Here is a 21,607-nt window from a genome sequence, read left to right on the forward strand (position 1 = left end):
GATCAAGGTGGCGGAAACTTTTCTTCCTATATCAAGGAAGTATGATAGAGCGCGCCCACATGCTTTCGGGGAAAGAGTGGGAGCTGGATTGTTCACCAGCAAGAGGCTTCAAATGGACTTTTCAATTTGCGGAATACGGATTGGTCGGCCCCCTGAATGGAAAACTGTTCAGAGCTCAAGTGCATGACATTCTGGGAGCCGGTTTCGAAGTGTTCTGGAAAACAGCTGACTCCTTGAATACTACGGATGCTTATTCTCAGCTCGACCTTCATGTCTACTATGACGAACGAGATATGGTTAAAGGGGTAGAGTTTTTCGAAAGAAGCACGGTGTCCTGGAACGGCCACAAGCTGGTAGGCGAAAGATCCACGGACGTGTTGGCTTTGTTTCGTCGCCGCGGTATTGATCCCGTCATTGACGATGACGGATTTGAAGTCGGTGAGTTGGGTATGGGGTTTTACGTTGACGATGACGACGACTTGATCACCACTTTATATATCAATCTGCGCCGCGAAATTCATTTAACGGCGTCGTGCTCTAACAGGAGCCAGAGATGATCATCTGCCCAAGATGTCAGCAGGATTACATTGTCTGTGCCCATGTCAAGGCCACTGGGAAAGAGTTATTCATGTGCCCAGAGTGCGACGCTACCTGGTTTTCAGTTGAGGCGATCGGCGTTGCGCATTTTCTGGATTTTGGGACTTATATGGAAAGCATAGGCTTGTCGATGCTGTGGGACGAGTTGGACATTGTTTCCGATTCAGAAGACTCAAGAAATGACAGTGTCTGATCCGGCAATGAAGTGAGGTTGTTATGAAGGAGTTGTTCGGTCAGCCATACCGCCAGTCAGACCCTTATTGGATTGTCAAAGGGTATTTTGACAGGATTTATGATGATGGCCGTTTCATCGAGGCAGCCGGCTATATTGTTAGGCGTTGGGGGTTCAGTGTTGATGGAGCATACTGTAACTTCCCTGATGTAAATAGCTCATTTGAAGAGGGTCATTTCGAAGGAGTGGAGTTTTCTTATGGGTATCCCTCTAGCGATGCAGACACAATTGTTGTCAGTGAAGAGGTTTGCATGGAATACCTTCGGCTAGCTTGTGATAAATACCTACAGCGCCATCCTGAAAGTAACGCTGAAGTAGATGTTCTCTTAAGTGGGAGCTATATCTGATAAGTAGAAGTGTTCCATTTGTCTAGCGCAGCTAAAAGTTATCCGATCAAGAGAAAGTTGAAAGATGAATGATTTCGAGTCAGTAAAGAAACTGATCATCCAGTTGGTTAAAGATAAAGCCGGTGATTTTGATGGTGACAGTTGGGAAGCTGATTACAAGCTGAACTGGGAAGACGAGTTAGCGGAAAGGCTAGCAAACGCTTTCTACAATATGTCCAGAGCGGCATCCGCCAAGGAAAATGCAGACGATGTCATGTTGAAAGTTGCGCTGATGAATTCACGTGTGGACTTCATGGATCTCGCCAATTTTTTCAGGGATATTTTCGACGATTTGGATGCACTGCTGCGCAAGCCAGTCTGGCCGGATATTCCAGAAGGATTTGATTATCAGGGCTACCACCAGTGAGTTATCCATAGGTGCAGAATGCGACGACATCGGGTCTTTGATAAGGGGCGCGGGCGTCAGGCTAAAAGTGGACAGATTCGTTTTAGGAAATAAATCTGTCCTATTTTTTGCTTCCAGATAACAGAGGTTACGTAGTGGGCAATGCCACAAGAGATAGGCTCGATATCAAAGTTGTTTATGATACGGTTCTTAATCGTGTTGTAACAGGCTGTCCAGCGAATGTACTCAAGAATCCAAAATTATGAGTAGGGATGATGTCTTTGTTGAAAAAAGTCTCACAGCGCTCTTGGAGGAGCTTGAATCTCAGCCCGAAATGGCGATCTTCTTTGCGTCAGATATATTGGCTTATGAAGATACATTATCCAATATTCGAGAATGGTTGGAAGATGATAGCGAATATGGTTTGGCATACGAATTGATGGTGTCCTTACTTGAGCGTTTTGATTTCAAGATTTCAGGAAAGTCAGCCGTCAGGTTGCTGGAAGTAGGGCTGTATTTCGGTTACAAGACCGATCTTGAAAGTGACCGTGATCTCGATTGGAGAACTTGATTGAAATTTTAGGCGACTTCTTAATCTCATTTCCTTTCACGCAGACGAGGTCTGAGGCGTTTGGAGGAATAATGGGGCAGACCACGTTTAAATAAACGTGGTCTATCTCGAGGGGTCAAAGGTCTTTAACTTATGAAGGTTAGTGGGTAAATAAGGATGGATCACGTTTGGGACGTACTCCGAAAACGTGGTCTGTCCCCTTTTTGTCCAGAAGGTTGTTTGGTGCCAAGTATGATGTAGCGATTAAGCAGATGTTGGAATATGCTTCGACTTTAAATCCGGACGACTTTAGGAAGAGATGACAATGATTTTCAATTTATTAGCCCGCGGTGATCTGGGATTGCTTCATGCTGGTATGTCACGAGATGAAACGAGGAAGGCTCTCGGTGGTGGGTTTGAGGAGTTTTTCAAATCCGAGGATTCTTCAGTACCGACTGACGCTTATGATGATTTAGGCATGCATTTATACTTCGATGAGAGCTTCATGGTGAGTGGTGTTGAGTTTTTAAAGTGGAGCCAACTCGTTTGGAACAGCCAGAAACTGGTCGGTGAAGACACGCTGCTGGTTCAAAGGTTTTTAATCGCGCAAGGAGAAAAATTGGCTTTCAATAATTCGGGCTTCAATATCATTGATATGGGCTTAAGATTTTACGTGCCCGATCTTGAAGAAGATGATGCCATGGTTGAAGCTGTTTACGTCGAACTCTTCCGTGCATGAAAAACCGCTAGGGGGACGGTTGTATATTTGCCGAGCGTTTTGGATAAATAGGACTATGCATGGTTCTTAGGAAGCTCCATTTCCGCTCCGCTCTGGAGTTTGTACAGTGATTACCGAAGACATAAAGATTGTCCAAGAGATTTTCCAGTTGGTCGAAGCCGGCATCGTCCATGGCTACGATGCGTTCTGCTATGGCGTCGAATGGGGCGGGAACTATATGGAAGCAGAGCTTGCCTTTGAAAAAGATGGTTTTGAACATTGGGATGCCGAAACCGATTTCAATAGTTCAAAAATCTACATGCTCGTAGAGAAGCTTCACGGAAATGCAGCTGTAAGGGGCGAACCATGGAATTCCTTCGTGCTCTCGTATCGCGATGTGAACAAGTGCGAACGAAATTTGGTTATTGAATCCGATGTTTCTCAGCCTTTTCACCTGAGATCAAAGATCGCAGCCTTCGGCAGCTACTACACACAATCCGTAGGAGCTGCCGAAGGCTGCGATCTTGTACTTTTCACTTGGGATAAAGCGGCGGCAATCCAGTCTCACTTACCGGATCCTGCACGCGCTCGGCGGCGGGAATAGTGCGGATCGCCCGCCACAAATCCTCACCCTGCCAGTGCTGCCCGGTCTCGCTGTACAGCGCACCATTCAACCCATCCAGCGCATCCGATAACGGTACAAACCGCGCGGCCATGTCCGCCAGTGTCTCCGGCTGTTGCCGCGCCCAGGCGTCCAGTGCCTGGCGGGTGGCGTGGGGGTCGTTGGCCTGGCTGGCGCGTTTGATGTCGTCGAGCAGGGTGCGCGGGCTCGGGCCGGTTTGGGCGGCGCGGTGGATTGCCGGTTGCCAGCGGGCGCGCCACCAGAGGCCGAAGCCGAGCAGGGTGGTGCAGGCGAGGATCAGGGTGCTGAGTTTCCACCACCACAGGGTGTCGTTGTCGGGCGTGCTCGGTTGCAGGGTGCCGGCCGGGGTGTCGATTTGCAGGCTGGGGTTGTTCGCCACTTGCAGGGTGCGCGCGGGCAGGCTGCTGTGTTCGAGGTGGTCTTCGAAGGTGTTCCACCAGACCACGTCGACGGTTGGCAGGTCGATCGCGCCGCTGCGGCTTGGCACCAGTGCTTCGCGTTCTTCGCGGCTGCCGATGATCCCGCGGTCGCTGCTCTGGTTGCTCAGCACCGGTTGGTCGGGGTAGCGGCGCAGGCCGTTGACGTCGGTGGCGGGAAGGGCTGGCAGTTGCGAGCTGGCGAGGCCTTCGACTTTTAGCGTCAGGCTGCGGGTCAGGGAATCGCCGACCTGGGTGTGGTCCGGTTCCGGGCTCCAGCTTTCGCTGAGGCTGAGGTTGCGCGCCGGCAACCATGGCGCATCGACCGGGTAGGTCAGCGGTTTCGGTTTGACCGTCAGCGGAATCGACGCCGAGCTGACGCGCATCAATTTGCCGGGCTTGGGCCCCGAGGCGTCTGCCGATGGCGCGGTATCGACCAGCGTGGCGCTGAAGGTCTGCGGGGCGATCGTCAGCAGGCCGCTGTGTTGCGGATAGATCGCGTAGCGCATCTCGATCACGCCGTGGCGCAGACCGTTGATGTCTTTCTCGTAGGTGCGCGTGTCGCCGAGCTGCTCGATGCGCGCATCGGCGATTTGCAGCGGGCTCAGGCTGCTGTCGTCGTACAGCGAGACTGAATGATAGATGCGCAGGGTCAGGATGGCCTGGGCCTGCACGTAAACGCTGGTCTGGTCGAGGCTGGCTTCGATGAACACCGGATCGAGGCTGTTGTTGTCTTCGCGGTTGTCGCTGGCGATCACCTGCACGGTGATCGGCTGGCTCTGTGCTTCGCCCAGTTGCAGCGGCGGAATCACGACGCTGCCGTTCTCTTTCGGCAGCAGGGTGATGATCCAGCGTGTGGTCGCGCGGTTGTCGCCGTTGAGGGTGTTGAGCTGGTTGACCTGGCGCGTGCCGCGCACTTCGAACAGCGCTTCCAGTGCCGACAGATCGGGCTTGCCGAACTGGGTGACGTCGTCAGTTTCGAGGGTGAGCTCGACCGTCTCGCCGGAGTTCAGGCGACTGCGATCCACGCTGGCGGTCAGCTCGGCCGCCTGGGCGGTGGCCGTGCAGATCAGCAGGGGCAGCAAGAGAGCGGTGAAGCGGGTCATCGAATGTTTTCCTGATCCTGATGTTGTTGCTGTTCGTACCAGAATTTGCGCCTGAGCAGCTCACCCGGGTCGTCCGGGATCTTGCCCAGCCATTGCTCGAGTGCCTGACGCTGCTCGCCTTCGAGGTTGTTCTCGCTCGGGCGCAGGGTCGGCACCGTGTCGGTTTCCTCTTCCTCGTTGCTGCCGGGGATTTCATTGGGGCCGGGCAGCGGCGGGGCGGTCGGCGGCGGTTCGCTGGCCGACTCGGCCGGTTGCGCCTCGCTCTGGGTTTCACTGCTCACCGCCGGAGGTGGCGCGGTGGTGGGCGAAGGCTCATCGCCGGGCAGACTTTGTTCGTTTGGCTGGTTGTCCGGTTCGGGCGGCGGCGGGGCGTTTTTCTGCTTCAGCAGGTTTTCCACCAGCGCCTTGTTGGTCTGCGCCGGACGCAGATCCGGTTGCAGCTCGAGCGCCTGTTCGTAGGCATCAATCGCCGCTTCCAGCTCGCCACTTTTCGCCAGAGCGTTGCCACGATTGTAGTGGGCGCGGGCATCGCTGCCCTCGGCAAAACGCTGAGCGGCGCCACTGTAGTCGCCGGCCTCGTACAACGCCACCCCTTGCCACTGATGATCTTCAAAATGCTGCGCGGCTTCGGCCGGGCGCTTCTGCTTGAGCAGATGCAGACCTTGCTGGTCGGGGCGCAACCACAAGTCTTCGAAGTCGAAAGCGTAGCTCGGTTGCGGCAGGCACCACAGCAGCGGCAGGCAGAACAGCCAGCCACGGCGCCCGGCACACGCCGCCAGCAACAGCAGCGGCAACAGCAGCCAGTAACCCTGATCGGCCCACGTATCGAGGCGCACGGTCTGGCCGTCGTCGCGCAGGCTGCGCGGGCCGTTGAGCAGGCCAAGGGCGCCGAGATCAGCTTCGTCGAGTCGCGCCGGGTGATACTCACCGCCCACGCTGTTGAGGAAAGTCGCCAGGCCCGGACTGTCGAGTTGCGGCACGCGGATCGCGCCTTGCTCGTCCTTGAGGAAACTGCCGTCCTCCTGGGCAATCGGCGCACCTTCGGCGGTGCCGATGCCGAGCATCAGCAGTTGCGTCGACTCGCCATTCAGCGCGCGGCGGATACCGCGCCGTTCTTCTTCATTGAGCGACGAACCGATCAGCAGAATCCGTCCTTGTCCCAGCGCACCTTGCTTGAGCAAGGCCAGTGCTTTGTCCACCGCCAGATCGGCGCGGTGACCGCTCTGCGGCATCAGCGACGGCTTGAGCGCGTCGAGCAGATTACGACTGGTGGCCAGATCATCCGACAGCGGCACCAGGGTGTGCGCGCTGCCGGCATAAACGACGATGGCGGTCTGCGCATCGCTGCGTGCCTGCAACAGGTCGAACAGCTTGCGCCGCGCTTGTTCGAGGCGTGTTGGCGGTGAGTCGGTGGCGAGCATCTCCGGGGTCAGTTCGAGCACGACTACCAGCGGGTCGGCGGGTTTCTGGCTGGTCTGTTCGACGCGCTCCCAGCTCGGCCCAAGCAAGGCCAGAATGGTCAGCAACCATGCCACGCCAAGGGCGATCCACGGCAGTTTGCTCTGGCGACCGCTGCCGCCACTGAGCAGCGCAGCGTGGAATGCCGGCGGCAGAATCATCTGCCAGCGACCGGCGCGTTTCTGTCGGTGCCAGAGTTGCCAGAGCAGCCAGCCGAGCAGCGGCAACAGCAACAGCCACCAAGGGCGGAACCAGTGCGGCCAGAGCGCAATCATCGGCGCCTCCGCAGACGCAAACGCTGCAAGCGCTGACGCCAGTCCGGCAGCGGACTTTGTAAATACAGTTGTTTGCTGAACAGGCGTTGCAGCGGATTGTCCGGCCACAGTTCGCGGACGACCAGCAACAGGCTCAACCATAGCGCCAACGCCAGCGGCCAGTGATACAAGGCTTGCGCCGGGCGTGCCTGAGTCGGTTGCTGGGTCACCGGTTCGAGCTGATCGAGAGTGTCCTTGATCGCTTGCAGCTCTTTGCCGTCGTGGGCGCGGAAGTACTGGCCGCCGGTGATTTCGGCGATGGCCTTGAGTGCCGGCTCATCCAGATCGAGGCTCGGATTGACCCCGAGCAGGCCGGTCGAGCCGCTGTCCTCGGGATTGGCGCCGATGCCGATCGGATAGATTCTGACGCCTTCACTGGCGGCCAGTTTTGCGGCGGTCAGCGGATTGATTTCGCCGCCGTTGTTGGCGCCGTCGGTGACCAGGATCAGAACGCGACTTTGCGCCGGGCGCAGACGCAAGCGTTTCAGAGCCAGACCGATGGCATCGCCGATCGCGGTGTTCTTGCCGGCGATGCCGATCCGCGCCTCGTCGAGCCACACACGTACGGTGCGCCGGTCGAAGGTCAGCGGTGCTTGCAGGTAGGCCTGGCTGCCAAACAGGATCAGACCGACGCGGTCGCCGTCGCGGCTTTCAAGGAAATCACCGAGCAAGTGCTGCACCAGCGACAGGCGACTGACTTCTTCGTCCTGCCACTGCATGTCGGGAAAATCCATCGAACCGGACACGTCCACCGCCACCAGCAGATCGCGACCGCTGGCGGCAATCGGCAGCGGTTCGCCGAGCCATTGCGGGCGGGCGGCGGCGATCAGCAGGATCAGCCACAACAGGATAAACGGCGCCTGCTGTCGCCAGGCCGGCAAGTTGGCGCGGGCGCGGCGGCGGGCGAGGCCTTCGAGGTCGGCGAGGAAACTGACTTTCAACGCCGGCTCGCCGCTGTCGGCCACCGGCAGGACAAGACGCATCAACCACGGCAGCGGCAATAGCACGAAGATCCACGGCCAGGCGAACTCAAACATGTTTGCGAATCCACGTGTCGACCGCTTGGGTCAGGCCGGCGATGGCTTTGTCGTCGAGTTTGCATTCCGGTTTGTACGCGCCTTCGACCAGCACCATCCAACGCGTCAGGCCGGCAGCCGGGCAGCGGTTATCGAGGAAGGCCAGCCATTTGCGGCCGTTGAGGGTGTGGCTCTGGCTGTACGGATAGTGGTTGCGGCACAGGCGTTTGAGCAGGCCGTTGAGTTGTTGCAGCCAAGCGCCGGCCGGTGCGCCGTCGTAAGGCTTGGGCATTTGCGCCAGTTCGGCGAGCGCGGCGATGCGTACCGGGTCCAGCGGCTGCTCGGCGCGCACCACCGGGCGTTTCTTGATCGGAATGAAGCGGCGCAGCTTCCACACGGCAAAACCCAGCAGCGGCAACAGCAGAAGCAGCAGCCACCAGCCCGGTGCTGGCGGCCAGAAGGCGATCGGCGGCGGCGAGATCAGCGGTTGTAGTTGGTCGAGGCCGTTCATCGACCTTTCCCCGGACGCTGCGGGTTGAGGAACTCGCGCATCTGCTCGACCATTTCGCTCTGCGTGCTCAACGGCATCAGCAACACCCGCAGCTTTTGTGCGAGCAATTCCCAGCGAGCGATGCGCGCTTCGGCCTGGGCGCGGTAGGTCTGGCGCAGGTCGAAATTCAGCGTGTCGATTTCCAGTTGCGCGCCGCGCTCGGCGAAGCGCAGCAGACCGGCGGCGGGCAGGGCGTGATCGAGCGGATCGGACAGCGGCAACATCAGCAGATCGCAATGCCGCGCCAGCAAACTCAACTGCTGCTCGGCGCTGTCGGACAACGCGCGTTCATCGCAAATGACGATGGCCAGACTGCCCGGTCGCAGCACTTCCCGGGCGCGGCGCAGGGCCACGCCGAAGGCATCGCGATCCGGCTCGCGCTCGCTGTGCAGCGATTGATTGACCTTGACCAGACGGTTGAGCAATTGCAGCAGGCTCTGCTTGCTCCGGCGAGGCTTGATTTCGTAGTGCTCGTTATCGCCAAACACCAGCCCGCCGACGCGGTCGTTGTGCCCCAGCGCGGCCCAGCCGATCAACGCCGCGACTTGCGCCGCCAGCACCGATTTGAACATCAGCCCCGAGCCGAAAAACAACCGCGTGCTTTGCTCGACCATGATGAAAATCGGCCGCTCGCGTTCTTCATGGAACAGCTTGGTGTGCGGCTCTTGCGTGCGCGCGGTGACGCGCCAGTCGATGGTGCGCACGTCGTCTCCGGCCTGATACACCCGCACCTGATCGAAGTCGACGCCACGGCCACGGAATTTCGAGTGATGCAGACCGATCAGCGGGCTGCGCTGGCTCGGCGTGGAAAACAACTGTACCTCGCGCACGCGGTGACGCATTTCGATCAGCTCGGCGAGGCTGATGCGGATACCGGGTTCGGAGGGCAGGGCGGCGTTCATGGGGGTCAAGCGACGGCGACGACGTCGAGAATCCGCTGCACCACGCGGTCCTGATCGATGCCAGCGGCTTCGGCTTCGAACGACAGAATGATGCGGTGGCGCAACACGTCGAACAGCACGGCCTGAATGTCTTCCGGGCTGACGAAATCGCGACCGGCCAGCCAGGCGTGGGCGCGGGCGCAGCGATCGAGGGCGATCGAGCCGCGCGGACTGGCGCCGTAGGCGATCCACTCGGCCATTTCCGGGTCGAACTTGGCCGGGTTGCGCGTGGCCATGACCAGTTGCACCAGGTATTCCTCCACGGCGTCGGCCATGTACAAACCAAGGATTTCCTTGCGCGCGGCGAAGATCGCCTGCTGGCTGACCCGGCGCTCGGGCTTGGTCTCGCCGTTCAGCGCCTCGCCACGGGCCTGCTGGAGGATGCGCCGTTCGACAGCGGCGTCGGGGAAGCCGATCTTGACGTGCATAAGGAAACGGTCGAGCTGGGCTTCCGGCAGCGGATAGGTGCCTTCCTGTTCGATCGGGTTCTGCGTGGCCATCACCAGAAACAGCGGCGACAGTTCATAGGTGCTGCGGCCGACACTGACCTGACGCTCGGCCATCGCTTCGAGCAAGGCCGATTGCACCTTGGCCGGCGCGCGGTTGATTTCGTCCGCCAGCACCAGATTGTGAAAGATCGGCCCCTGCTGGAAGACGAAACTGCCGGTTTCCGGACGGTAGATTTCGGTGCCGGTGATGTCGGCCGGCAGCAGGTCGGGGGTGAACTGGATTCGATGGAACTGGGCTTCGATGCCCTCGGCGAGTTCTTTGATCGCTTTGGTCTTGGCCAGACCGGGAGCGCCCTCGACCAGCATATGGCCGTCGGCAAGCAGGGCGATGAGCAAGCGCTCGATGAGTTTTTCCTGGCCGAGAATCTGCGTTGAAAGAAAGGTTCGCAGCGCCAGCAGCGCTTCACGATGTTCCATCGGTGACTGTTCCTGGAAAGGGGGTGGCCGGGGCGTTCGGATAACGCCGGGGCTGGGGGCGTTACTTTAATCCATCGTGGGGGGCGGCGACTAACGGCATTTTGTGCAAAAGAGCAAAAGATCGCGGGTTTCGGCAGCTTCCCGGTTGGAATGCGATCCCCTGTAGGAGCTGCCGAAGGCTGCGATCTTTTGATCTTTCGCAAAGCAGGAAATTGTAGCGGCGCCAGTGCCGGCCCTATCGCTGGCAAGCCAGCTCCCACAGGTTTCGGCGCAGTGCATGCGATTGGTGCAGCGCATCGGTCCCTGTGGGAGCTGGCTTGCCAGCGATAGGGCCCTTCCAGGCCCCATCAAACCTCGCTGATAAAGGTCCCGGTCCCATCTAGAATGTTCTTCAAAGTCTCAACAACCTCATCCATATCCACCATATCCGGATTAAAACTGATCTCCAGCACATCATCGCCATTCAACGCATCGGCATCCGCCGCAGCAATCTCGATCTTCAGCAGATTTGAGCTCAGCGTGACCTTCACCCCGTCGAGCGTCGATGGCTCGCCATCGAGAGTGATCTCCAGCTCATCCTCGTCCGGATAACGGCTCATCAGGAACATCTCGCCCTTGTCGCTGTGGCAGCACAGCATGGCCATGTTGTCTTCTTCGTCGTCGCACGGGTTGACGATCAGTAGGGCGGTGGTCATTTGCATGGGGAATTCCTGGGCAGTGGCGGCGGTGAATCTGTTCGAAGGCGCGATTTTGCCAGTCTCAACCGGTTTGCGCTGCCTGCATCGGTAAAAAAGTGGCAAAGCAGGACATTTCCGTCGCCCACTTCCGAGTAGCGAGAAGGGGAAATCCGACGCCCCTGTAGGGCGATTACAGATGACGATTTTTCTACACGAAGTTGCGATGTTTCGCTTGAGATAGCCACCATTTTGCCGTTAGTTTTGCCCTCCCAGCAAAGGACTGCGCCCACCCCAATGAAAAAAAGGACCTCTTTCGATGAGCCCATATTTCGAACGCGCCGAAGAAATCCGTCACCTGGCCGAGGAACAGATCGAGGAGATCTACAAGCGCTATCTCGACGGCGAAAAAACTGCCGCGCTGATGGCGGAATTTCAGATCCCTGCAACGGTGCGCAGTCTGCTCAAGGTTCTGCCCCCGGTTATCAGTGCCGACCTCAGCTGTCCTTACTGCAATCTGCCGATGTGGATACGCCGACACGCCAGAGGGACTTCGCTTTCGTTGCGCAGTACATTCAAATGTGTACGCTGTGAGCACCAGCAAAGCCTTCCCGGCACCCATGGCCGCCAGACGACGTGCAGCTGCACAGAGTGTTTCAAGTTACGCCAGCAGCAGCTTGCCGCCCGGGCCGCGCGTGATCGCCTGGAATTGGAAGCTCGATATGGCGCGCGATGCCCCGCAGTGCCTTACGCCAATCTGGGGTTCGTGCAGAAGCTGACGTTGCTCGCCTTGCTGGATGATGGTTACGGCGCGACCGTTGAATGGATTGCGCCGTTGAATGCGCCATCCAGAGAAGAGCTGCTCGCCCTGACGTTCGAGGCCCGTGAAGAGTTGCTCAAAGGCCTGCACGAAGCCGGGGTGCTGGCGGTTTCCACCGATTCCGACATCAACGCCTTCGATCGCAGTGAGGGCTGCAATATCCGCGAGTACAGCGCGGTGCGCTGGCTGCCCAGCGTCACGCTCGACGGCGTGACGCGCAGTACCCGCGAGAATTTGTACCGGGTGCTGTATCAGGAGTTGTCGGGCAGCGTCAAAGCCGCCTGGAAGAGCGAAATCTATTCGCTGGTCTTCAGTCTCGCCCGCGAAGCGTCCATTCAATACATTCGTGTGCTGGCCGCGGAAGTGGATTTTGCCTTCACGGCCGAAGCCCGTGCCGAGGAGGTGGTCGGGCAGTTGCTGCAGGACTTCTCGGTGAGTCAGTTGTATTACTTCGCCCGCCTCGCGGTGAGGAACGCCGCGCACTTCTACGCCACCGGCAATTCCAAGGGACGCAGCCATGCCTCCAACACCATCCCGCGCAACATGCTCGGCACGGCGCAGGACGCGCTGGCGCGCAATTGGCGAAAGAACGCCCATCGCGACGCGCGGGTGCCGCAAACGGCCTTGCAACGCTTGCTTTACGACGTGGTGCTCAAGGACAGCGGCGCCGGATTTTCCAAATCGCCGGGCATGTACTGGCGTGACGAACTGGTCCCGCAATTCTTTTCCGCCGTGGCCTTCGACAGCGACTTGCTTAGCCACCTCCGGCTGTTCTGCCGCGAATGCGATTCGACCAACATCGACGCCAGCATGGACAAGCAGATCCTGCAGACGATGTGCTACGACTGCGCCACGGTGAGCAAATTCAGAGCCTTTGAGGAACTGCCCGACTGATCCGCGTCAACCGCTGGCGCTGAACCGGATGCCACGCTCAGGGTCGATAACAGGGCCTTGGGCGTTTTCGTTTCCGGATATGTAACGTCCTCGGCGACCGACCTGGCACGAAAGTCCCGTGAAACCGGGGTTTTGAACCTGCATTTCGGCCCACGCCTGCTAGTGTTGATGCAGGCGAAACCCTGCATTTACGTGCCAATGACCGAATATGTCGCAGCACCGCAAGCAGACACATTGTCGCACCCATTAAGCTGCGCAACGGATGAGCACCCGTAAAGGCATTGTCGGCAGCGCTGGCAGTCGCTTTTGCAGATGCTCATTCATGGAAGGTGAATGTGACCTGAGTGTCCCGTCCAGCTTCACCCACCTGTCTCCCTGTTTCCTCTGCCCGAGAATCAGGAACAGGGCGACACGAGGCCCGAAAGGGCTGTTGCACGCGACGCTTTCCATCAATAACAAGCTTAAGCGGAGTACCACAGATGGCGTTCTTCACCGCAGCCAGCAAAGCCGACTTCCAGCACCAACTGCAAGCGGCACTGGCGCAGCACATCAGTGAACAGGCACTGCCACAAGTGGCGCTGTTCGCTGAACAATTCTTCGGCATCATTTCCCTGGACGAGCTGACTCAACGTCGCCTCTCCGACCTCGCTGGCTGTACTCTCTCTGCGTGGCGCCTGCTTGAGCGCTTCGATCACGCGCAACCGCAAGTGCGTGTCTACAACCCCGATTACGAACGCCACGGCTGGCAGTCGACCCACACCGCGGTCGAAGTGCTGCACCACGACCTGCCATTTCTGGTCGACTCGGTGCGCACCGAGCTGAACCGTCGCGGCTACAGCATTCACACCCTGCAGACCACCGTGCTCAGCGTGCGTCGTGGCAGCAAGGGCGAATTGCTGGAAATCCTGCCAAAAGGCAGCACCGGCGAAGGCGTGCTGCACGAATCGCTGATGTATCTGGAAATCGACCGTTGCGCCAACGCGGCCGAGCTGAATGTGCTGAGCAAAGAGCTTGAGCAGGTGCTCGGTGAAGTGCGCGTCGCCGTCGCTGACTTCGAGCCGATGAAAGCCAAGGTGCAGGACATCCTCACCCAGCTGGACAACAGCGCTTATCCGGTCGATGCCGACGAAAAGAACGAAATCAAAAGCTTCCTGGAATGGCTGGTGGGCAACCACTTCACCTTCCTTGGCTACGAAGAGTTCGTGGTTACCGATCAGGCCGATGGTGGCCACATCGAGTACGACCAGAGCTCCTTCCTCGGCCTGACCAAACTGCTGCGCACCGGCCTGACCTACGAAGACCTGCGCATTGAAGATTACGCCGTTGCCTACCTGCGCGAACCGACCCTGCTGTCGTTCGCCAAGGCCGCGCATCCGAGCCGTGTGCACCGTCCGGCCTACCCGGACTACGTGTCGATCCGTGAAATCGACGCCGACGGCAAAGTCATCAAGGAACACCGTTTTATGGGCCTGTACACCTCGTCGGTGTATGGCGAGAGCGTGCGGGTCATCCCGTTCATCCGCCGCAAGGTCGAAGAAATCGAGCGCCGCTCCGGCTTCCAGTCCAAGGCTCACCTGGGCAAGGAACTGGCGCAGGTCCTCGAAGTGCTGCCGCGTGACGACCTGTTCCAGACCCCGGTCGACGAACTTTTCACCACCGTGATGTCGATCGTGCAGATCCAGGAACGCAACAAGATCCGCGTGTTCCTGCGCAAAGACCCGTACGGTCGCTTCTGCTACTGCCTGGCCTACGTGCCGCGCGACATCTATTCCACCGAAGTCCGCCAGAAGATCCAGCAAGTGCTGATGGAGCGCCTTAAGGCTTCCGACTGCGAGTTCTGGACCTTCTTCTCGGAATCCGTGCTGGCCCGCGTGCAGCTGATTCTGCGCGTCGATCCGAAGAACCGTCTCGACATCGACCCGCTGCTGCTGGAAAAAGAAGTGGTCCAGGCCTGCCGCAGCTGGCAGGACGACTACGCTGCACTGACCGTCGAAAGCTTCGGCGAAGCCCACGGCACCAACGTGCTGGCCGACTTTCCGAAAGGCTTCCCGGCCGGTTACCGCGAGCGTTTTGCCGCGCATTCGGCCGTGGTCGACATGCAGCACCTGCTGAGCCTCAACGAAAAAAATCCGCTGGTGATGAGCTTCTATCAGCCGCTCGGTCAGGTTTCCGGCCAGCGCGAGCTGCATTGCAAGCTGTATCACGCCGACACGCCGCTGGCGCTGTCCGACGTCCTGCCGATTCTGGAAAACCTCGGCCTGCGCGTGCTGGGTGAATTCCCGTATCGCCTGCGCCACACCAACGGCCGCGAGTTCTGGATTCACGATTTCGCTTTCACCGCCGCTGAAGGTCTGGACCTCGACATCCAGCAACTCAACGACACCCTGCAGGACGCGTTCGTGCACATCGTGCGCGGCGATGCCGAGAACGATGCGTTCAACCGTCTGGTGCTGACCGCCGGTCTGCCATGGCGCGACGTGGCACTGCTGCGTGCCTACGCCCGTTACCTGAAGCAGATTCGTCTGGGCTTCGACCTGGGTTACATCGCCAGCACTCTGAACAACCACACCGACATTGCTCGCGAGCTGACCCGGTTGTTCAAGACCCGTTTCTACCTGGCACGCAAGCTCGGCAGCGATGATCTGGAAGACAAGCAACTGCGTCTGGAACAAGCGATTCTGACCGCACTGGACGATGTTCAGGTGCTCAACGAAGACCGCATCCTGCGTCGTTACCTCGACCTGATCAAAGCCACCCTGCGTACCAACTTCTATCAGACTGACGCCAACGGCCAGAACAAGTCGTACTTCAGCTTCAAGTTCAACCCGCATGCGATCCCTGAGCTGCCGAAGCCAGTGCCGAAGTTTGAAATCTTCGTCTACTCGCCACGCGTCGAAGGCGTGCACCTGCGCTTCGGCAACGTTGCCCGTGGTGGTCTGCGCTGGTCCGATCGTGAAGAAGACTTCCGCACCGAAGTTCTCGGCCTGGTGAAAGCCCAGCAAGTGAAGAACTCGGTCATCGTGCCAGTGGGCGCGAAGGGCGGCTTCCTGCCGCGTCGCCTGCCACTGGGCGGCAGCCGTGACGAGATCGCGGCCGAGGGCATCGCCTGCTACCGCATCTTCATTTCCGGTCTGTTGGACATCACCGACAACCTGAAGGACGGCGCCCTGGTGCCGCCGGTCAACGTCGTGCGTCATGACGACGATGACCCGTACCTGGTGGTCGCGGCGGACAAGGGCACTGCAACCTTCTCCGACATCGCCAACGGCATCGCCATCGACTACGGCTTCTGGCTGGGTGACGCGTTTGCGTCCGGTGGTTCGGCCGGTTACGACCACAAGAAAATGGGCATCACCGCCAAAGGCGCGTGGGTCGGCGTACAGCGCCACTTCCGCGAGCGCGGCATCAATGTTCAGGAAGACAGCATCACCGTGGTGGGCGTCGGCGACATGGCCGGCGACGTGTTCGGTAACGGCCTGTTGATGTCCGACAAGCTGCAACTCGTCGCTGCGTTCAACCACATGCACATCTTCATCGACCCGAACCCGAACCCGGCGACCAGTTTCGTCGAGCGTCAGCGTCTGTTCGACCTGCCGCGTTCGGCCTGGACCGACTACGACACCAGCATCATGTCCGAAGGTGGCGGTATCTTCTCGCGCAGCGCGAAGAGCATCGCGATCTCGCCGCAGATGAAAGAACGCTTCGACATCAAGGCCGACAAGCTGACCCCGACCGAACTGCTCAATGCCTTGCTCAAGGCGCCGGTGGATCTGTTGTGGAACGGCGGTATCGGCACCTACGTCAAGGCCAGCACCGAAAGCCACGCCGATGTCGGCGACAAGGCCAACGATGCGCTGCGCGTCAACGGCAACGAGCTGCGCTGCAAAGTCGTGGGCGAGGGCGGTAACCTCGGCATGACCCAACTGGGTCGTGTGGAATTCGGCTTGAATGGTGGCGGTTCCAACACCGACTTCATCGACAACGCCGGTGGTGTGGACTGCTCCGACCACGAAGTGAACATCAAGATCCTGCTGAACGAAGTGGTTCAGGCCGGTGACATGACCGACAAGCAACGCAACCAGTTGCTGGCGAGCATGACCGACGAAGTCGGCAATCTGGTGCTGGGCAACAACTACAAGCAGACTCAGGCCCTGTCCCTGGCGGCGCGCCGTGCCTACGCGCGCATCGCTGAGTACAAGCGTCTGATGAGCGATCTGGAAGGTCGTGGCAAGCTGGACCGTGCCATCGAGTTCCTGCCGACCGAAGAGCAACTGACCGAGCGCGTCGCTGAGGGCCACGGCCTGACCCGTCCTGAGCTGTCGGTGCTGATCTCCTACAGCAAGATCGACCTCAAAGAGCAACTGCTAGGCTCGCTGGTGCCGGACGACGACTACCTGACCCGCGACATGGAAACGGCGTTCCCGCCGACCCTGGTCAGCAAGTTCTCCGAAGCCATGCGTCGCCACCGTCTGAAGCGCGAAATCGTCAGCACCCAGATCGCCAACGATCTGGTCAACCACATGGGCATCACCTTCGTGCAGCGACTCAAAGAGTCGACTGGCATGAGCCCGGCGAACGTGGCGGGCGCTTACGTGATCGTGCGCGACATTTTCCACCTCCCGCACTGGTTCCGTCAGATCGAAGCGCTGGACTATCAGGTTTCCGCTGACGTACAGCTGGAGCTGATGGACGAGCTGATGCGTCTGGGCCGTCGCGCCACGCGCTGGTTCCTGCGTGCTCGCCGCAATGAGCAGAACGCTGCCCGTGACGTCGCGCATTTCGGTCCGCACCTGAAAGAACTGGGTCTGAAACTCGACGAACTGCTCAGCGGCGAAATCCGCGAGAACTGGCAGTCGCGCTATCAAGCGTACGTCGAAGCCGGTGTGCCGGAGTTGCTGGCGCGTATGGTTGCGGGTACTTCGCACCTGTACACGCTGCTGCCGATCATCGAAGCCGCCGACGTCACCGGGCAGGACCCGGCCGAAGTGGCCAAGGCCTACTTCGCCGTGGGCTCTGCGCTGGACATCACCTGGTACCTGCAACAGATCAGCGCCTTGCCGGTGGAAAACAACTGGCAGGCCCTGGCCCGTGAAGCGTTCCGTGATGACGTCGACTGGCAGCAACGGGCGATCACCATTTCCGTGCTGCAACAGGGCGACGGCTCCCAGGATGTGGAAGCACGCCTGGCACTGTGGATGGCCCAGCACGAAAGCATGATCGAACGCTGGCGCGCCATGCTGGTGGAAATCCGTGCTGCGAGCGGTACGGACTACGCCATGTACGCGGTGGCCAACCGTGAACTGCTGGATCTGGCATTGAGCGGGCAAGCAATCGTGCCTGCGGTTGCTGCGAATGCCGAGCTTGAACTGGCGTAAGTAGTGGCTGAATGAAAAGGCCCCTGTATCGCGAGATGCCGGGGCTTTTTTATGCCTGTGTTTTTTGTGGTGCCTGGTCTGGCGCCTTCGCGAGCAGGCTCGCTCCCACAGTTGATCGCATTCCAAAATGTGGGAGCGAGCCTGCTCGCGAAGAGGCACTTACATCAATACAACTTTTGATGTTGTTTACTCTCGAGCATCGACACTTTCTCCCCCGGCCGCACAACCAGATTACTGAGCGACCGATCAAACTCCCGTAACGCCTCAACCTGCAATTTTTCCTGCTGATTGATATCCGCCACGATCTCTTCCGAGCGCTTGAAGTCCGCCCATACTGGCGTCAGTTCACGCGCTTGCGAGCCCTTCGCGGTGCCGATGTAGTTCAACTGCCCATCGTAAAAATCGGCACTGACATCTGCGCGGATATCCGAGCTGCGCGAGGTGATCAATTGGCTGTGGGTATCGACGATCGCCACCACATCAGGCCTCGCCGCGCGCAGGCTTTGCATGTCTGGGTACACCGTCACCGAACCGAACTGACGTTGCAGCGAAGCGTTGACCCACTCAACCGCGCGATCCGGGCTGGAGCTGGCGACGTAGGCGTCGTGAATCGGCTGCACCAGCAGGCTCTGACCGAAGCCGGTGCCGGCCTTGGCCTGATATTCGCGAAGGTATTGGCGATTGGCCTGGGTACCCGGGCTATAAATCACCCCCAGCGAGACGCCGGGACCGCTCTTGACCAAAGTGGCAGTGCTGCGACCGGTCGGGTGCGGCAGCAGCGTGTCGAGGGATGACACGGCTTGCGGGCAGTGGGAACAGAACAGGCAGAGAGCAGCAAAGCCGAGATGGCCAGCAGGGCGGGAAGCGCAGGTTTCATGGTGTTTCTCCCGTGAAACAAGGTCTGTCGATGAGGGTGGAAGGGCCGATGGTTGGGCAGATATTCAGGGTAAACCTGGCGGCCTGACCATTGGCTGAATAACCTGTTAGGCGTTAGTTTTATTGGCTTTAAGCCTTCCCAGGTAATGCCTCAGCGCAATAAAAAAGGCGCAAATGCTCTATTTGCGCCTTTCGTTTATGGCTGGTCACGCAGCCATCAGTTTTCCAGCGGGATCAGCACCTGCTCATCCGGGGCCAGCACCATGAACACCAGCAATTTGGCCGGCTTGGTCGAACTGGCGTTTTTCGACACCAGATGCTCCGAGCCAGCCGGCTCGTACCAGAACTGGCCCTTCTTGTAAGTAATCGCTTTTTCGCCCTTGACCTGGGAAATCACTTCGCCATCGAGCACGTAAGCCATCGCCGTACCTTCGTGTTTGTGGGCGATCGAGGATTGCCCGGGCTTGTAGTCGACTTCGATCATCATGGCTTTCTTGCCGGGGGCGTTTTTCAGCACTTGTTCCTGCAGCACGGTGACTTTCTCGGATGGGTCGTGAGCCATTGCCGAGGCGGAGAGGGTGAAGGCGAGGGCTGCGGCGACGAGGTGCAGGGCTTTCATGGCGGGTTACCTGTGATGGTTGGGGTGTGCTCACAGTAGGCCGCAATGTGGCCGGTTCAAACGGCCAATATTCGCGAAGATCAGGTGACCAATTGGCCTCGGAAGGATTTCGGCGTGGCGCAAATCGCCTTCGCGAGCAGGCTCGCTCCCACAGGTTCTGCGGTTGCTCACCCATCTTGTGAACAACAAATAACCTGTGGGAGCGAGCTTGCTCGCGAAGAGGCCAGCTCAGACGATGGGAAAGCTGTTGAAATCCACGCTATTGGCCAACCGACTGTCGATCAGGTCGATAAACCCCTGCGCCTCGGGCCGGTTGAAATGCGCCTGCATCGCCGCTTCCGACTGCCAGCGCGCGCTGACCGTCCAGCGGTGGCTGTCTTCGGGGCAGCGGTCGACCAGGTAGGAATCGCAGCCCGGAGTTTCGCGCAGGGTGTCGACGATCTTCTGCAATTGCTTGCCGAGCTCTTCCGAGCGGCCCGCTGCAGCCTTGACCTCAACCGTATTGATCACTTCGCTGGACATTGCTCACACTCCTGAATCAGGCCGGACGAATCCTGCTCACTGAGGGATAACGCCTGTGCAGAATAGGCCTGCCGCCATGAATCACCAATAACCAATCGGCGGTAAAAGCCTTATACCAACGGCTCATGACAGCTGTTCGAGGATGTCACGCAGGCGATCCAGAGCAATGTCGATGTCCAGGGTCTCGATGGCGCCGAAGCCGAAATACAGGCCTTCTTTCGCCGGCTGCTGGTAGTAGAAACCACTGATCGCATACAGGCCGACCTCGACCTTTTTTGCCAGCTCGATGACCAGCGGCAAATCGATCGGCACCTTGCAGAACACTGCCATGTGAAACCCGGCACTGGCTGGAACGGCTTGCAGCCAAGGTGCAAGGTCGGTGGCCATGCGCTCGAGAATGCGTTCGCGGCGTTGCGCGTAGATCGTGTGGCAGCGGCGGATGTGCTTGAGCAGGCAACCCTCGGCGATGAACTTGGCCAGCGCCCATTGCGGCAGGGTCGAGGCGTGCAGATCGGTCAGCTGTTTGGCGCGAATCACCGCCTCGATAATCGACGGCGGCAGGATCGCGTAGCCCAGACGCAGCTCTGGCAGCAGGGTTTTCGAGAAGGTGCCGACGTAGGCGACGATGCCGCGCTGGTCGAGGTTGTACAGCGAATCGGTGGGCCGGCCCTCGTAGCGGAATTCACTGTCGTAATCGTCTTCGATGATGATCGCGCCGAGCTCATGGGCCCGGGCGAGCAGGGCCTCGCGGCGCGCCTGACTCATCGCCATACCCAGCGGAAACTGGTGCGAGGGCGTCACATAAATCAGCCGCGTGCCATCGGGAATCTGTTCGACCTGAATACCCTCGGCATCCACCGGCACCCCGACTACTTCGGCACCGTGCGTGCCGAACAACAAGCGCGCGGGCGGGTAGCCGGGATCTTCCATCGCCACCAGACTGCCGGGGCGGGTCAGCACGCGGGCAATCAGGTCCAGCGCCTGCTGTGCGCCGTTGCATACGACGATGTCTTCGTCCTGACAATTGATACCGCGAGAAAACGCGATGTGCCGAGCGATAGCATTGCGCAGCGCCGGTAGGCCTTCAGCAACGCTGTAGAAGCCTTTGGACTGCGCCATCTGCCGCATCGCGTGGGCGACGCAGCGGCGCCAATCGTCTTGCGGAAACTGGCCCTTGCTGGTGGCGCCACCGATAAAGTCGTAGCGCAGCGAACCTTCAAGCGTCGGGTGACGGAGGAACACCGGCAGATTGCGCCAGCTCTCGATCACCTCGGCACTGGCCAGCTCGGTGTGGCTCTGCTTGCGCTGCACCTGCGCAGGGCGGGCGTTGACGTAGGTGCCTTTGCCGATCACCCCGGTGAGGAAATTTTCGTAAGTCAGCTGCGCATAGGTGTCGGAAATGGTCTTGCGCGAAATGCCCAATTGCTCGGCCAGCAAGCGGCTCGGCGGCAACTGCGTACCTGCGGCCAACCGCCCGGATTCAATCGCCGCGCGCAACTGCTGATACAACTGACCGGCAAGATCCTTGCGGCCGTTGATCACGACATGAAGTTCCATACCGACGAGGCTCCCGGGTGTTGAGTGAAGTGTCGGTCAGATTAGCGTTGTTGGGCTTTTGGCAGTAGTTG

General features: G+C 59.2%; 19 protein-coding genes and 1 pseudogene. 9 read left to right on the forward strand and 11 right to left on the reverse strand.

Annotated features, from left to right (window positions below; all coding sequences use genetic code 11):
• Positions 1 to 59 precede the first annotated feature (59 nt).
• The 7 genes from ACMYUN_RS26500 to ACMYUN_RS26530 all read left to right on the forward strand — a co-directional run bounded on the left by ACMYUN_RS26500 (position 60) and on the right by ACMYUN_RS26530 (position 3,433).
• Positions 60 to 557 (forward strand): hypothetical protein, encoded by a 498-nt coding sequence (locus tag ACMYUN_RS26500; RefSeq protein ID WP_415762249.1) that lies wholly within the window; start codon positions 60 to 62, stop codon positions 555 to 557.
• Positions 554 to 790 carry a hypothetical protein gene (locus ACMYUN_RS26505; protein ID WP_240783222.1) on the forward strand — a complete coding sequence of 79 codons (237 nt, stop codon included), beginning with the start codon at positions 554 to 556 and terminating at the stop codon, positions 788 to 790. Before ACMYUN_RS26500 ends, ACMYUN_RS26505 begins: the two co-directional genes overlap by 4 nt.
• Positions 791 to 813: 23 nt before the next feature.
• Positions 814 to 1,176: a ribonuclease toxin immunity protein CdiI gene (gene cdiI, locus ACMYUN_RS26510; RefSeq protein ID WP_129999495.1), complete on the forward strand. Its 363-nt coding sequence runs from the start codon at positions 814 to 816 to the stop codon at positions 1,174 to 1,176.
• A gap of 64 nt (positions 1,177 to 1,240) precedes the next feature.
• Complete coding sequence (locus tag ACMYUN_RS26515; RefSeq protein ID WP_039763943.1) at positions 1,241 to 1,582, forward strand: hypothetical protein; 342 nt, start codon at positions 1,241 to 1,243, stop codon at positions 1,580 to 1,582.
• Positions 1,583 to 1,823: 241 nt separating this feature from the next.
• Positions 1,824 to 2,132, forward strand: a complete 309-nt coding sequence (locus tag ACMYUN_RS26520) for a hypothetical protein (RefSeq protein ID WP_415762250.1) — start codon at positions 1,824 to 1,826, stop codon at positions 2,130 to 2,132.
• Between the two features lie 304 nt (positions 2,133 to 2,436).
• Positions 2,437 to 2,850 (forward strand): hypothetical protein, encoded by a 414-nt coding sequence (locus tag ACMYUN_RS26525; RefSeq protein WP_415762251.1) that lies wholly within the window; start codon positions 2,437 to 2,439, stop codon positions 2,848 to 2,850.
• Positions 2,851 to 2,956: 106 nt separating this feature from the next.
• Positions 2,957 to 3,433, forward strand: coding sequence for a hypothetical protein (locus ACMYUN_RS26530; RefSeq protein WP_415762252.1), 477 nt, complete (start codon positions 2,957 to 2,959; stop codon positions 3,431 to 3,433).
• Here ACMYUN_RS26530 and ACMYUN_RS26535 read toward each other — a convergent pair.
• The 7 genes from ACMYUN_RS26535 to ACMYUN_RS26565 all read right to left on the reverse strand — a co-directional run bounded on the left by ACMYUN_RS26535 (position 3,363) and on the right by ACMYUN_RS26565 (position 10,900).
• A complete protein-coding gene (locus ACMYUN_RS26535) occupies positions 3,363 to 4,994 on the reverse strand; it encodes a BatD family protein (protein WP_415762253.1) in 1,632 nt (543 codons plus the stop codon). The genes ACMYUN_RS26530 and ACMYUN_RS26535 overlap by 71 nt on opposite strands.
• The gene (locus ACMYUN_RS26540; RefSeq protein WP_415762254.1) at positions 4,991 to 6,727 is read right to left on the reverse strand and encodes a tetratricopeptide repeat protein; all 1,737 of its coding nucleotides are present in this window, start codon (positions 6,725 to 6,727) and stop codon (positions 4,991 to 4,993) included. The genes ACMYUN_RS26535 and ACMYUN_RS26540 overlap by 4 nt, the downstream gene beginning before the upstream one ends.
• Positions 6,724 to 7,803, reverse strand: a complete 1,080-nt coding sequence (locus ACMYUN_RS26545; protein ID WP_415762255.1) for a vWA domain-containing protein — start codon at positions 7,801 to 7,803, stop codon at positions 6,724 to 6,726. The genes ACMYUN_RS26540 and ACMYUN_RS26545 overlap by 4 nt, the downstream gene beginning before the upstream one ends.
• Positions 7,796 to 8,293 carry a DUF4381 domain-containing protein gene (locus ACMYUN_RS26550; protein ID WP_056789462.1) on the reverse strand — a complete coding sequence of 166 codons (498 nt, stop codon included), beginning with the start codon at positions 8,291 to 8,293 and terminating at the stop codon, positions 7,796 to 7,798. Before ACMYUN_RS26550 ends, ACMYUN_RS26545 begins: the two co-directional genes overlap by 8 nt.
• Positions 8,290 to 9,234 (reverse strand): DUF58 domain-containing protein, encoded by a 945-nt coding sequence (locus ACMYUN_RS26555; RefSeq protein WP_016774988.1) that lies wholly within the window; start codon positions 9,232 to 9,234, stop codon positions 8,290 to 8,292. Before ACMYUN_RS26555 ends, ACMYUN_RS26550 begins: the two co-directional genes overlap by 4 nt.
• A gap of 5 nt (positions 9,235 to 9,239) precedes the next feature.
• Positions 9,240 to 10,199 carry an AAA family ATPase gene (locus ACMYUN_RS26560; RefSeq protein WP_007913915.1) on the reverse strand — a complete coding sequence of 320 codons (960 nt, stop codon included), beginning with the start codon at positions 10,197 to 10,199 and terminating at the stop codon, positions 9,240 to 9,242.
• A 347-nt stretch (positions 10,200 to 10,546) separates the two neighbouring features.
• The gene (locus ACMYUN_RS26565) at positions 10,547 to 10,900 is read right to left on the reverse strand and encodes a hypothetical protein (protein ID WP_415762256.1); all 354 of its coding nucleotides are present in this window, start codon (positions 10,898 to 10,900) and stop codon (positions 10,547 to 10,549) included.
• Between the two features lie 292 nt (positions 10,901 to 11,192).
• On the opposite strand from ACMYUN_RS26565, the gene ACMYUN_RS26570 reads away from it, so the two are divergent.
• Positions 11,193 to 12,587: a hypothetical protein gene (locus ACMYUN_RS26570; protein ID WP_415762257.1), complete on the forward strand. Its 1,395-nt coding sequence runs from the start codon at positions 11,193 to 11,195 to the stop codon at positions 12,585 to 12,587.
• 479 nt (positions 12,588 to 13,066) lie between these two features.
• Positions 13,067 to 17,962: an NAD-glutamate dehydrogenase gene (locus tag ACMYUN_RS26575; RefSeq protein WP_415762259.1), complete on the forward strand. Its 4,896-nt coding sequence runs from the start codon at positions 13,067 to 13,069 to the stop codon at positions 17,960 to 17,962.
• Between the two features lie 164 nt (positions 17,963 to 18,126).
• On the opposite strand, the pseudogene ACMYUN_RS26580 reads toward ACMYUN_RS26575, so the two are convergent.
• The 4 genes and pseudogenes from ACMYUN_RS26580 to ACMYUN_RS26595 form a co-directional block, all read right to left on the reverse strand.
• Positions 18,127 to 18,839: pseudogene (locus tag ACMYUN_RS26580) on the reverse strand (ATPase).
• A gap of 216 nt (positions 18,840 to 19,055) precedes the next feature.
• Positions 19,056 to 19,457 (reverse strand): cupin domain-containing protein, encoded by a 402-nt coding sequence (locus ACMYUN_RS26585; RefSeq protein WP_415762260.1) that lies wholly within the window; start codon positions 19,455 to 19,457, stop codon positions 19,056 to 19,058.
• Positions 19,458 to 19,685: 228 nt separating this feature from the next.
• Positions 19,686 to 19,979 (reverse strand): putative quinol monooxygenase, encoded by a 294-nt coding sequence (locus tag ACMYUN_RS26590; RefSeq protein WP_039763960.1) that lies wholly within the window; start codon positions 19,977 to 19,979, stop codon positions 19,686 to 19,688.
• Between the two features lie 123 nt (positions 19,980 to 20,102).
• Positions 20,103 to 21,536, reverse strand: a complete 1,434-nt coding sequence (locus tag ACMYUN_RS26595) for a PLP-dependent aminotransferase family protein (RefSeq protein ID WP_129999485.1) — start codon at positions 21,534 to 21,536, stop codon at positions 20,103 to 20,105.
• Between the last annotated feature and the right edge of the window lie 71 nt (positions 21,537 to 21,607).

The sequence above is a fragment of the Pseudomonas sp. CP4 genome (genome assembly GCF_047758505.1).
In the GTDB taxonomy this organism is placed as follows: Bacteria; Pseudomonadota; Gammaproteobacteria; order Pseudomonadales; family Pseudomonadaceae; genus Aquipseudomonas; species Aquipseudomonas fluorescens_AO.